The sequence below is a fragment of the uncultured Flavobacterium sp. genome, assembly GCF_963925185.1.
In the GTDB taxonomy this organism is placed as follows: domain Bacteria; phylum Bacteroidota; class Bacteroidia; order Flavobacteriales; family Flavobacteriaceae; genus Flavobacterium.
In genome coordinates this window covers 1-13,228 of record NZ_CAWURC010000041.1, presented here as the reverse complement: position 1 = coordinate 13,228, position 13,228 = coordinate 1, and the positions used below count along the sequence as shown (strand labels likewise).

Here is a 13,228-nt window from a genome sequence, read left to right as displayed (position 1 = left end):
ATAATTTATGACAACTACCGAACAAATAAAAGGTATTGTAGAGCGCCTTGGTGCGTTGAGGAGGTATCTTTGACGTTGATGCCAAATTAATTGAGATAACAAACGAAGAAGAGAAAACCTTGGCTCCTGATTTTTGGAACAATCCCAAAGAAGCCGAAAGCTATGTAAAAACGCTCCGTTCCAAGAAAAAATGGATTGAAGATTACAATAAGGCAATCGAAATGACCGACGAATTGCAGTTAGCTCAGGAATTCTATAAAGAAGGAGAACTTTCTGTAGAAGAATTAGACGAGCAATTCTTAGCTACAAAAAATCATATTGAGGCAATCGAATTCAAAAATATGCTTTCGGATGAAGGCGATAGTTTGAGTGCCGTTTTGCAAATTACGGCGGGTGCTGGTGGAACGGAAAGTTGCGATTGGGCTTCGATGTTGATGCGAATGTATATGATGTGGGCTGAAAAATCGGGCTACAAAATAAGGGAACTCAACTATCAAGAAGGCGATGCAGCAGGTATAAAAACAGTAACATTGGAGATTGAAGGTGATTATGCTTTTGGGTATCTCAAAGGGGAAAATGGCGTACATCGATTGGTACGCATCTCCCCTTTTGACAGTAATGCTAAAAGACATACTTCATTTGTTTCTGTTTATGTTTATCCGCTTGTCGATGATACAATAGAAATTGAAATCAATCCCGCTGATATCGAAATTATAACCTCTAGATCAAGCGGTGCTGGCGGTCAAAATGTAAATAAAGTAGAAACTAAAGTTCAACTGTACCACAAACCGTCTGGAATTCAAATTCAATGTTCGGAAACGCGATCACAACACGATAATAGAAACCGAGCGATGCAAATGCTGAAATCGCAATTGTATGAAATTGAATTGAAAAAGCAACAAGCACAACGCTCCGATATTGAAGCCGGAAAGATGAAAATCGAATGGGGTTCACAAATCCGGAATTACGTGATGCAACCTTATAAATTAGTCAAAGACGTTCGCACTGGTTATGAAACTAGCAATGTAGATGGTGTGATGAACGGCGATATCGATGAATTTTTGAAAGCTTTCTTGATGATGATGGGACAAAAAGAAGAGGAATAATTTGCATTATCTTTAACTATAAATTACATAAAAAAATCCATTAGGAATTGCAACGCAAATTTGCTTTATTTGATAAATATATTCCAAATCTAAATACTCTCAAACTAATGAAATCGTATTCCATCCAAGAAATAAATGAAGTTTTAAAAGGCACTATTGTTGGCGAAACTACCATAAAAATGTCAGCTCCAGAACAATTAGAACTGGCTAGTATTAACGAAATTTCTTTTATTGGAAACAAAAAATACGAAAAATTTTGGGAATCTTCCAAAGCTTGTGCCGCCATTGTTAATGAAGATGTTTCGATAGAACCCGGTGAAAACAGGGCTTTTATCAAGGTGAAGAATGCTGATTTGGCCATGTCACAAGTATTGGAACTTTTCGCACCACCTACTCCACTATTTAGCACAGATATTCATCCAACAGCAATTATTGACTCCACTGCCGTCATAGGAAACGGAACCCGAATTGGTGCCGGAAGTTATATTGGACCAAAAGTTCAACTTGGTGAAAATGTCACGATTTATCCAAATGTCACTATTCTCGATGAATGCACTATTGGAAAAAACACGGTAATCTGGTCAGGCGCAGTAGTTAGGGAACGTTGTCATATGGGCAATGGTTGCATTATTCATTCCAATGCCACGATCGGCGCGGACGGTTTTGGATTTCGTCCTGACCCCGAAAAAGGTTTGGTCAAAATCCCACAAATAGGGAATGTTGTTCTTGGAAACAATGTCGAAATTGGTGCTAACTCTTGTGTTGATAGGGGAAAATTCAGTTCGACAATTTTGGGTGATGGTTGCAAAATTGATAACTTAATACAAATTGGTCATAATAGCAAGCTCGGTAGATTCTGTATTATGGCGGGACAAAGCGGTTTGGCTGGCTCGGTAACTTTAGGAAACGGAGTAATGATTGGCGGAAGCGCATCCATCACAGATCACGTAACCATTGGCGATGGATCAATTATTGGCGGAGGTTCTGGCGTAACAAAAGACGTTCCTGCCGGTGTAACTTTGTTGGGTTATCCTGCCATAGAAGCACGTGATGCCTTGAGACAATGGGCAATTTTAAAAAGATTAGTCAACGAATCTAAGAAATAAATCAGAATATCAGACTCAAACTTTAAGCACAGATTTGACAAATTAATTTATGAAAATTAGTATAGTTCGTGGCTAAAAAAAATAAGAGTTAAATTTGTTTCAATGGATTTCGTAATTTAGCCATCTCTTTAGATAAACACAATTTCATTATGGACTTGAACTTCAATAAAAACGAAGACCACAATAAGCTTCTTCTTTCAGACTTGCGTCATAGATTTGCCAAAGTCAAACTGGGCGGTGGGGAAAAACGAATTCAAAAATTACATTCCGAAGGCAAAATGACAGCACGCGAGCGCATCGATTATTTGCTTGACTCCAAAGGAAAGTATGTCGAAATTGGTGCTTTTGTTGGAGAAGGAATGTACAAGGAATTTGGCGGTTGTCCATCGGGCGGAGTTATTGTGAAAATTGGGTACATCAAAGGAAAACAATGCATTGTCGTGGCTAATGATGCCACTGTAAAAGCAGGAGCTTGGTTCCCGATTACAGCAAAGAAAAACCTGAGAGCGCAAGAAATTGCGATGGAAAATAGAATTCCAATCATTTATTTGGTCGATAGTGCGGGCGTATTTTTGCCATTACAAGACGAGATTTTTCCAGACAAAGAACATTTTGGACGCATATTTAGGAATAATGCCATAATGAGCAGTATGGGAATTACCCAAATTTCTGCCGTGATGGGAAGTTGTGTAGCAGGTGGTGCCTATCTACCCATAATGAGTGACGAAGCTTTGATTGTAGATAAAACAGGGAGCATTTTCTTGGCTGGAAGCTATTTAGTCAAAGCGGCCATAGGCGAAAATATTGACAACGAAACACTTGGCGGAGCAACAACACATTGCGAAATTTCGGGAGTTACGGATTATAAAGCCAAGGATGACAAGGATGCTTTAGACAAAATAAAAAACATCGTCGACAAAATTGGTGATTATGACAAGGCAGGATTTAGCAGAATTAAGTGCGTGAAACCAGCATTGGAAGAAAAAGAAATCTACGGCATTTTACCAAAAGCTCGAAATGAGCAATACGACATGATGGAAATCATTAGTCGCTTGGTCGATAATTCGGAGTTTGAAGCCTACAAAGACGGTTATGGACAAACCATTATCACGGGTTATGCCAGAATAGATGGCTGGGCTGTGGGAATTGTTGCTAATCAACGAAAAGTGGTGAAAACCAAGACTGGCGAAATGCAATTTGGTGGTGTAATTTACTCGGATTCTGCTGATAAAGCTACCCGGTTCATTGCCAATTGCAACCAGAAAAAAATCCCATTGGTTTTCTTGCAAGACGTTACCGGATTTATGGTGGGTTCTAAATCGGAACAAGGCGGAATCATAAAAGACGGTGCCAAAATGGTCAATGCGGTTTCGAATTCGGTTGTGCCAAAATTCACCATAATAGTGGGAAATTCGTATGGAGCAGGAAATTATGCAATGTGCGGAAAAGCCTATGATCCTAGATTAATCGTGGCTTGGCCAAGCGCAGAACTCGCCGTTATGGGCGGAACTCAAGCCGCAAAAGTATTAGCACAAATCGAAGCTTCATCGCTTAAGTCTAAAGGAGAAGTCGTTAACGAAGCGAAAGAAAAGGAACTATTCGACAAAATAAAAGCACGTTACGATGAACAAACTTCTCCTTATTATGCCGCTTCTAGGCTTTGGACAGATGCCATAATTGATCCTTTAGACACCCGAAACTGGATTTCTATGGGAATTGAAGCTGCGAACCACTCGCCTATCGAAAAGAAATTTAATTTAGGCGTTATCCAAGTTTAAAAATTAGTATTAAGTGTTTCGTTAAAGGCTGTTTACTTCGAATGTGCAGACTTATTTTTCAGTAAATCAAGTACAAATTGTTATTGGGATGTATTAATTAATTTATAAAATTACGATTTTAAAATCCAGAAATAAACTCCAAATAAAAAGGGAGTATTTTTAAAAAAAATCCTCCCTTTTTATTTATGTAAAATATTCTATTGCAAAAAAATTATAAGCTTTCCTTTCTCCTGATTTTTCCTGTTGGAGTTTCTTTAAACTTTGGAATAAACACAATTTCTTTTGGTTTTTCATATTTTTCAAGAACATTGAAAACAGATTCCTCAATTACAAAAAACGCTCCTTCTACATAAAGCACGGCCTTTTCGCCAAGCGTGTCGTCTGGGCATCCATAAATAAAATACCTTCTCGAAATTAAGTTAGAAAGTTTATTCTCTATTTGTTCTGGTATTAATTTGATTCCACCACTATTAATTACATTGTCAAATCTTCCTTCCCAAACAAATTGAGTGTCAGAAATTAAATTTATAACGTCATTGGTCACGATTTCATGACTGCTTATATTTTTGGCATTAATCACTAAACATTGTCTTTCGTCAGCAGATACTTTTACATTTGGTAAGACCGTAAATGCTTTCTCTCCTATTTTTTTAGCAGCAATGTGCGTGATGGTTTCAGTCATACCATAAGTTTCATAAATTTCTATTGGCAATTTTACAAGTTCTTCTTCCAATGCTTTATGCACTTTTACGCCTCCAATAATTAATTTTTTGATTTGTTTTGTTTTCAGTTGTTCCAATGAATTTTTTGCTTGAAGCGGAACCATTGCACAAAAATCAAATTCATCATCACATTTTTTTAAAGGATCCGAAGATGGTTCTACAAATTTCATTTCAAGCCCCAAAATTATGGATCTAACAAACATCATTTTTCCTGCAATATAATTAGTTGGCAAACAATGCAACATAGTATCTCCAGGTTTCAAATCAAAAAAATCACCTGTTGCTATGGAGGAATTAAGCATTGCTTGTTTTTTTATTTTGATAACTTTTGGCGTTCCTGTGGTTCCAGATGTACTTAATTCGATATATGATTTATCGTCAAACCAGTCTAATAAAAAATTTCCTATATGTTGTTCAAACGGTTCTCCTTCTTTTATAAAACAATAAGCCACATAAAATATTTCATCTCTAGTAATATGGTAACCATTTAATTTAAAACGATTGTGTATGTTTTTGTACGTTATTTTAAGCATTAATTATGTTAGTTTAAAATTGAAGCGGAATTTTCTATTTTACCACTTAATTTTGATATCCAATTAGTCCATTTGAATTTCTTTGCAAATATAAATAACATAATTGGATAGACAATTGCTATCGAAACTAACATTTCATTTAACATATCAACAGGATTTTCAACACCCGAATATCTAAAAACAGCATCGGTATGTATTGCCGAAAAATCAGAAGTTATCAATAGTGCTGCCATAAGGTTATTTCCTAGATGAAACCCTAAAGCAAGTTCAATACTTTCGTCCATTAAAGTTATTATTCCAAGAAAAAAACCAGTTCCTATATAAAACAGCATAACTCCAAAACCCATTTTGGCCACTTCGGGGTTTGCACTATGAAACAATCCGAATACGACAGAGGTGAAAATTAACGGAAACCATCTATTTTTAGTAATAATACCAATTTGTTGCATTAAATACCCTCTAAATAAATATTCTTCATAAGCTATTTGAAATGGGAAAAATAAAATACTCACTAAAAACAAAACGGCAAATTTCGTGGGATTAAAATTCCAAATAATTTCGGAATTATCGCTAAAATAGGATGCTGTAAATCCAGCTAAGGTTAATATAATTATTAATACAAAAGAGAAAAAAAATTTTGTAAAATCAACTTTATCTCTTGATGTCGTGAGTGAAATAATACTTCTTTTGTGCAAAATCCCAACAAAAAAGAACAACAATAATAGAAGAAAAATAAACGGAGACAAGTTGATTATCAATGACAAATTATTTGGAACCTCACTCATCGATTGATATGCCTCATCCATTTGCTCTTTGGACATAAATAAATACAACACAAAATTGGCTAGAAAAACCCCAGCAGTAAATAATGACGTGATCAAAACCCGCCAACATGAATTATTCCCTTTATGCGCTTGTTCTATAAACATTTTAAAATCGGTTGAATTACTATTTATTCGTTTTATACTTTTATTACTTTTTTTCGAAATTAACTAAATTTTTCGTTTTTATCTATTCCTTTGCAATAAACTTAACACTTATTTCATGATTCAAATTTATCACAATCCGCGTTGTACAAAATCAAGAGAATGTTTAGCTTTTCTTGAAGAATCTGGTCAAAATTTCGAAGTTGTTACCTATCTTAATGACGTTCCCTCTTTTGATGAATTGAAGTCAATTATCAAGAAATTAAACATAAAACCCATAGAACTAGTGCGTAGAAAAGAAAAAAATTGGACAGAAAATTTTAAAAATTTGAAAATGTCCGATGATGAAATTATTCGGGCAATGATTTCGAATCCCATTCTTATCGAAAGACCCATCGTCATCAACGGTGAAAAAGCTGTAGTTGCAAGGCCTTTGGAAAAGGCAAATACAATAATTTAATAGTACTATAATTTGTCAATTTAACATCTTTTTATGAATTAATAATTAAACCATAGTTTACTTTTGCAGTCCTATAGAAAAATAATTTTTCACTTATGAATAAATATAAATTTGCATTAACATCTCTACTTCTTTTTATAACTTTTTTGAATTTTGCACAACAAAGGCCTCAAATGCCTAAAATAAAAATAACTGGAAAAGTGGTTGAAAAAATTAGCCAACAACCTCTTGAATACGCAACAATTATCTTTGTAAACCCAAAATCCCCTAAAGAAACAACCGGAGGAATTACAAATGAAAAAGGCGAATTTAATATCGACATTACCCCAGGCGTATACGACGTAAAAATAGAATTTATTTCTTTTAAGCCAATTATTATTAAACAAAGAAAACTTCAAGAAAATATTGATTTAGGAATTATAAATCTAGAGGAAGATACTTCTCAATTGAATGAAGTTATCGTGCGTTCCGAAAAAACCACTGTTGAAATCAAACTTGATAAAAAAGTATATAATGTAGGTAAAGATTTAATGGTGAGGGGCGGAACTGTGAGTGATGTTTTAGACAATATTCCTTCTGTTTCAGTAGATCCAGACGGCGCTGTAAGCTTGAGAGGAAACAGTAATGTTCGAATTCTTATTGACGGAAGACCTTCTAACGCTATTAATATTGCTGAAGCGCTACGTCAAATTTCTGCCGATGCCATCGAAAAAGTGGAAGTAATTACCAACCCATCGGCTAGATATGATTCTGAAGGTGGTGGAGGCCTCTTAAATATTGTTCTAAAAAAAGGAAAAAACCTAGGTTTAAACGGAACCGTAATTGCTTCTACAGGAAATCCGAAAAACTATGGGATTTCCGGAAATATAAATTATAAATCAGAACGGATTAATTTATTTTCGACAACAGCTTATAGTTACCGAAGGGATCCCAGAAATTCATTTACTAATACTGCCTATTTAAATCAGGACGGAAGCACCCGAAACTATATTGATGAAAGCAAAAATAGCAACAGATTAAGAGATGGTTATAATTCGAATTTTGGTATGGATTTGTATCTTGACAAAACTACGACTTGGACAAATGCATTTAGTATCAGAAAAAATAATGGTAATACTCCCGAAACCATTTCCTATGACAATTATGATTTAAACCATCAATATGAGTTTACGAATTTCCGTTATAGTAATCAAAATAGTAATAGCCAAGACATTGAATACACCTCAAATTTTATTAAAAAATTTAAAAAAGAGGGACACAAAATTACTATTGACGCCTCCTTTTCGTTTGATAAAGACAACGACAATTCCATTATTACTAGCGATGCTCTAGAGCAAACAAGTAATGCGCAAAAACAAAACGAAAGTTTGATTAAAGCAGATTACGTTTTACCTTTCGGTAAAGAAAGCCAGTTTGAAATGGGGTATAAAGGCAATTTTAATAGCTTACTTACAGACTATAAAGTTGGTGATTTAGATAACTCAGGTAAATACACTCCAAATAGTCAATTTACAAACATATTGGATTATACAGAAAAGGTAAACGCTTTTTATACGCAATTAGGGACTAAAATTAATCAATTTTCCTTCTTGTTTGGATTGCGTTGGGAAGACTCAAATATAGATGTCAACCAATTAGTAACGAATGATTTTAACACTAAAAAATACAACAACTTCTTTCCAAGTGCTTTCGTTACCTATGAAATGTCAGACGAAAGTAGTACTTCTATCAGTTATAGTAGAAGGATTTCCAGACCCAGAGGAAGAATGATTAATCCGTTTTCGAACTATTCGAGCAATATCAATATCTTCAAGGGGAATCCAGATTTGAATCCAGCGTTTACAAATGCTTTAGATTTTGGCTACTTGAAACGTTGGAATAAACTAACTTTCAATACTTCGATGTATGTGAATAAAACAACCGATTCTTTTCAGTTTATTCGAAGAGAAAATGGTAATTTTATAAATGGAACTCCTGTAATTTTGAGCACACCAATTAATTTAGCTACTGAATTTCGTTATGGTTTCGAATTCACACTGAATTATTCTCCTTATAAATGGTGGAAATTAAACAGTAATTTCAATTTTTTTAGGGTAGATAACAAAGGGGATTATTCGTATACCAATACACAAAATGTATTGATTAGCCAAAATTTTGACAACACTGCTAAATCTTGGTTTACCCGATTATCATCAAAAGTTAACTTACCTTACAAAATTGATTGGCAAACAAACATCACCTACAATGGTCCTCAAAACAGTGCTCAAGGACGTGTTTTAGGAGTTATTAGTGCTAATTTAGGCTTTAGCAAAGATGTGTTTAAAGAAAAAGGAACTTTAGCCCTAAATGCCCAAGACATATTCAATACTCGAAAAAGAAAATATGAAACTACTATTCCTAAAGTACTAAACTCGTATAGCGAAATGCAATGGAGCTCGCGACAAATTAATTTTTCGTTTACCTATCGATTTAATAAACAAAAGGAAAAAGAAAAACCTCAAAAAAGAGAATACGATAATGGCGATGATTTTCAAGGATAAAAAAAAAGGACTCGTTATTACGGGTCCTTTTTTTATTCGAGCTGAATCAAACTAAACTGATTCTTCTTGTTTCTTTTTTGCTCTTTTCTCTTTAAATGCTTCCCAAGTTGCTCCGCCAACCCAATAGGATACAAAACCAACTAAAAAAAACATTAACCAAAATCCCATTGTAAGGACGGTTAAGAAAAGTAAAAAGCCTAAATACTGTGAGAAATCAAACATTTTTTCCGGAATTTTTGAATGTAACAACAAATGTAAGTGTAATATTTTTTCTTACCAATAAATAGTTCATAATATTTTTTTAAAACAACGGTAATCCCTAAATTTGGACTACAATTTACAGGAGCTTTTTCCAGCTATACGTTGCAATCTTTTTTAAACCTATATGGTTTAACAAATCTTATAGGTTTAAAAAAAGGATTTCCACTGCTATCTGGGCTAGGAAGTCGAATTACCAAATAAAAAATAAAGAAATAAAAAATAAAATGGAACGTGCATAACTATTTTTTTTTTACACACGAAAAAGATTATCAAAGCGTTACTTCTGACCAATAAAAATAATAAAAATAAACAGATGAAATACAGAATCGAAAAAGATACCATGGGTGAAGTGCAAGTTCCCGCTGATAAATATTGGGGTGCACAAACAGAACGATCCAGAAACAATTTCAAAATTGGACCTTCGGCTTCCATGCCAAATGAAATCATCGAAGGTTTCGCTTATCTAAAAAAAGCCGCGGCTTATGCCAATTGTGATTTAGGTGTTCTTCCAATCGAAAAACGGGATGCCATTGCTGCCGTTTGCGACGAAATCCTTGCCGGAAAACTAGCCGATGAATTTCCGCTCGTGATATGGCAAACAGGTTCCGGAACGCAAAGTAATATGAACGTGAATGAAGTAGTAGCAAATCGTGCCCAAGTTTTAAAAGGATTTACTATTGGCGAAGGCGAACAATTCATAAAAGCAAATGACGACGTAAACAAATCACAATCTTCAAACGATACGTTCCCAACAGGAATGCACATTGCAGCCTACAAAGCCGTTGTTGAAATCACCATTCCTGGTGTCGAAAAATTAAGAGATACGCTTCAAGCAAAAGCAGCCGAATTTAATACGGTCGTAAAAATTGGTCGTACCCATTTAATGGATGCAACTCCATTAACTTTGGGACAAGAAATTTCTGGATATGCAGCGCAGTTGAGTTATGGTTTAAAAGCAGTTAAAAACACTTTGGCACACTTGTCAGAAGTAGCTTTGGGCGGAACTGCTGTAGGAACTGGCTTGAACACGCCGGCAGGTTACGATGTAAAAGTAGCTGAATATATTGCCAAATTCACCGGACATCCTTTTGTAACTGCTCCTAACAAATTCGAAGCTTTGGCCGCTCATGATGCCATTGTGGAAACCCATGGTGCCTTGAAACAACTAGCCGTATCATTGAACAAAATTGCAAATGATATTCGAATGCTAGCTTCTGGACCACGCTCCGGAATTGGCGAAATCATCATTCCAGAAAACGAACCCGGTTCATCGATTATGCCCGGAAAAGTAAACCCAACACAATGCGAAGCACTGACTATGGTTTGTGCTCAAGTGATGGGAAATGACATGGCGATTACTGTTGGAGGAATGCAAGGTCATTATGAACTGAACGTTTTTAAACCGATGATGGCGGCTAACTTCCTGCAATCAGCTAGATTATTGGGCGAAGCTTGTTTGTCTTTTGACGAACATTGCGCCAGCGGAATTGAACCGAATTACAAACGTATCGAAGAATTAGTCAATAATTCCTTGATGTTGGTTACGGCTTTGAATACTAAAATTGGCTATTATAAATCAGCCGAAATCGCTCAAACCGCGCATAAAAACGGAACTACTTTAAAAGAAGAATCCGTTCGTTTGGGTTATGTAACCGCCGAAGATTTTGATGCTTGGGTAGTCCCTGCGGAAATGGTGGGAAGCTTGAAATAATTTAGGTGGTTTTTAATTATCTTTCACGTTTTTTATTATCCACAGCAAACAATCATCAAAATTGTCAAACATTTGATCTTTTGGAACAAAGTCCGGAATAACATTTATTTTTTCCAGTAAATATTTTGGTTGTTTTGAAATGTTTACAAATAGCACTTTTTTGTTCTGATTTACTAATTCCATTAATGCATCTTCTAAAGCATACAGCCCAGTTTGGTCAATATATTGCATGAGTTCCATTCTTATGACAACAGTTGTAGCTGTATCTGGAATCTGACTCATCAATTGTTGAAAATCTCCGGTAGAACCAAAAAATAAAGGTCCATTTATGTGTTTGATAAAAACTTCTTCTTTTAAATTTTCAGGAAAATTAATTTCATCGGGCCAATATTCTTCATTTAGTAATGGTTTAATATGGGAATGTTCGGTCGTTAAATCTCCAATTTTTTTCATAAACATTAACGATGCTATTATCAAGCCAATTCCAACAGCATAAACAAGATTCCAAACAGAGGATAAAATTAAAACTGTAATCATAATCAACACTTCTGTTCTGGGCATAAATGGAATTGCCTTTAATCCTTTATAATCCATAACACCAATACCAACTGTAATTAATATTCCTGCTAATACTGCTGCTGGAATTTGAGATGCAATGGGTCCTAATGCTAATAAAATAAAAAGTAGTAAAACCCCTGATATCATTCCAGACAACCTAGTTTTTCCACCTGCACCAATATTTACAATAGTGCGTATCGTTGCTCCTGCTCCAGGGATTCCGCCAAAAATAGATGCAATAGAATTCCCGATGCCTTGACCAATTAGTTCTTTATTGGGTTTGTGATTGGTTTTGGTCATATTATCAGCAACTACCGAAGTCAACAAGGAGTCTATAGAACCTAAAATCGCTAATGTCAGTGCTGTAAAAATATAAGAGGTAATAATGTCAAAATTAAAACCGGTAAAAATTTCTAAATTAGGTATTGGCAATCCACTTGGTATTTCATCAATTGACCTATACTCTAATTTAAAACCTATTGCTATTCCGGACATTACAATTAGTGCTACCAATGTACTTGGAACTGTTTTTGTTATGCGTTTGAAACCATAAATAATAAGAATTGTGCTTCCTGCTAAAATTAATTCCAACCAATTTATATTTTGCAATGCTCTAGGCAATACTTTTAAAGAACCTATTACACCCGAAGCGTCTTTACTTGCTAATGATTGTGACTCTTTGAGTATTTGAATGTCTGAAATATCTTCTGCTTTTTTTAAAGTTTCATTAAAGTTTTCAAGAACCAAAACACCTTCACCTATTTCTTTTTTAAAAATATTATCTAATATAATTTCTTTGGCTTGAGGACCAAATCTGGAAACAAATTCCTTATCTTCTTTTGGATAATAACCAATAGAAGGCAAAATCTGTGTAATCAAAATAATAACACCAATAGCTGTCATAAAGCCAGAAACCACAGGGTAAGGGATGTATTTGATATATTTACCTAAACCTAACACTCCTAAGCCAATTTGAATTAAACCTGCTAACAAAAAAACAGTTAAAATTGTAGGTAATGATCTAGTTACATCACCATCAAAAGCGGCAACTATTCCTGCTATTAAAACCATACTTATAGCGGTCATAGGAGCTGTTGGGCCAGAAATCTGAGTGTTAGTTCCTCCAAAAAGTGCTGCAAAGAAACTTACAAAAATAGCTCCATATAGACCTGCACTTGGCCCTAACCCTGAGCTAACACCAAACGCTAATGCAAGTGGTAAAGCAACAATACCCGCAGTGATACCTCCAAACAAATCTCCTTTGAGGTGATTAAAATTAAATAGCTTATTCATTTTTATTTACTTTTATTACAAGATCTTTATTAAAGTCTTACATCTCCAACATAAAATTAAAGATTTTTATCATCTAAATTGTATTCAACATAGCTAAAAAAAAAAAATCTAAAATACTATTTTTAAAATTCATTTTGTATAATAAATTCAAGCCATAAATGCAACATTTTCCTTGTTTGTTAATTTTTATAAATATAGTTAATTTAATATTTTAAAACCAAATTTTTTTCTCTG

General features: G+C 34.6%; 10 protein-coding genes. 6 read left to right on the top strand and 4 right to left on the bottom strand.

Translation table 11 applies throughout. From position 1 onward, the window contains the following. Positions 1-7 precede the first annotated feature (7 nt). The 3 genes from prfB to AABM59_RS09260 all read left to right on the top strand — a co-directional run bounded on the left by prfB (position 8) and on the right by AABM59_RS09260 (position 3,990). Positions 8-1,106, top strand: a protein-coding gene (prfB, locus tag AABM59_RS09270; RefSeq protein ID WP_338408688.1) for a peptide chain release factor 2 whose coding sequence is annotated in 2 segments (ribosomal slippage) — positions 8-70 and positions 72-1,106 — 1,098 coding nt in all. Because the reading frame shifts where the segments join, the coding sequence is not laid out codon by codon here. A gap of 107 nt (positions 1,107-1,213) precedes the next feature. Beyond that, positions 1,214-2,212: a UDP-3-O-(3-hydroxymyristoyl)glucosamine N-acyltransferase gene (lpxD, locus tag AABM59_RS09265; RefSeq protein WP_338408687.1), complete on the top strand. Its 999-nt coding sequence runs from the start codon at positions 1,214-1,216 to the stop codon at positions 2,210-2,212. A 149-nt stretch (positions 2,213-2,361) separates the two neighbouring features. Beyond that, positions 2,362-3,990, top strand: a complete 1,629-nt coding sequence (locus tag AABM59_RS09260) for a carboxyl transferase domain-containing protein (protein WP_338408686.1) — start codon at positions 2,362-2,364, stop codon at positions 3,988-3,990. Between the two features lie 211 nt (positions 3,991-4,201). Here AABM59_RS09260 and AABM59_RS09255 read toward each other — a convergent pair whose 3' ends face one another. Next, entirely contained in the window at positions 4,202-5,245 is a 1,044-nt protein-coding gene (locus AABM59_RS09255) for an AMP-binding protein (protein ID WP_338408685.1), read from the bottom strand. A gap of 8 nt (positions 5,246-5,253) precedes the next feature. Next, positions 5,254-6,174, bottom strand: a complete 921-nt coding sequence (locus AABM59_RS09250; protein WP_338408684.1) for a CPBP family intramembrane glutamic endopeptidase — start codon at positions 6,172-6,174, stop codon at positions 5,254-5,256. Between the two features lie 115 nt (positions 6,175-6,289). Here AABM59_RS09250 and arsC point away from each other — a divergent pair, with 115 nt between their 5' ends. Together arsC and AABM59_RS09240 are read left to right on the top strand one after the other, a co-directional pair. After that, positions 6,290-6,631: an arsenate reductase (glutaredoxin) gene (gene arsC, locus AABM59_RS09245; protein ID WP_338408683.1), complete on the top strand. Its 342-nt coding sequence runs from the start codon at positions 6,290-6,292 to the stop codon at positions 6,629-6,631. Between the two features lie 173 nt (positions 6,632-6,804). Continuing rightward, positions 6,805-9,171: a TonB-dependent receptor gene (locus tag AABM59_RS09240; RefSeq protein WP_338408682.1), complete on the top strand. Its 2,367-nt coding sequence runs from the start codon at positions 6,805-6,807 to the stop codon at positions 9,169-9,171. A 51-nt stretch (positions 9,172-9,222) separates the two neighbouring features. Here AABM59_RS09240 and AABM59_RS09235 read toward each other — a convergent pair whose 3' ends face one another. Beyond that, positions 9,223-9,393 carry a hypothetical protein gene (locus AABM59_RS09235; RefSeq protein WP_338408681.1) on the bottom strand — a complete coding sequence of 57 codons (171 nt, stop codon included), beginning with the start codon at positions 9,391-9,393 and terminating at the stop codon, positions 9,223-9,225. A gap of 352 nt (positions 9,394-9,745) precedes the next feature. On the opposite strand from AABM59_RS09235, the gene fumC reads away from it, so the two are divergent. Continuing rightward, positions 9,746-11,143, top strand: a complete 1,398-nt coding sequence (fumC, locus tag AABM59_RS09230) for a class II fumarate hydratase (RefSeq protein WP_338408680.1) — start codon at positions 9,746-9,748, stop codon at positions 11,141-11,143. A gap of 12 nt (positions 11,144-11,155) precedes the next feature. On the opposite strand, the gene AABM59_RS09225 is transcribed toward fumC, so the two are convergent. Beyond that, positions 11,156-12,994, bottom strand: a complete 1,839-nt coding sequence (locus AABM59_RS09225; protein WP_338408679.1) for a SulP family inorganic anion transporter — start codon at positions 12,992-12,994, stop codon at positions 11,156-11,158. Positions 12,995-13,228 lie beyond the last annotated feature (234 nt).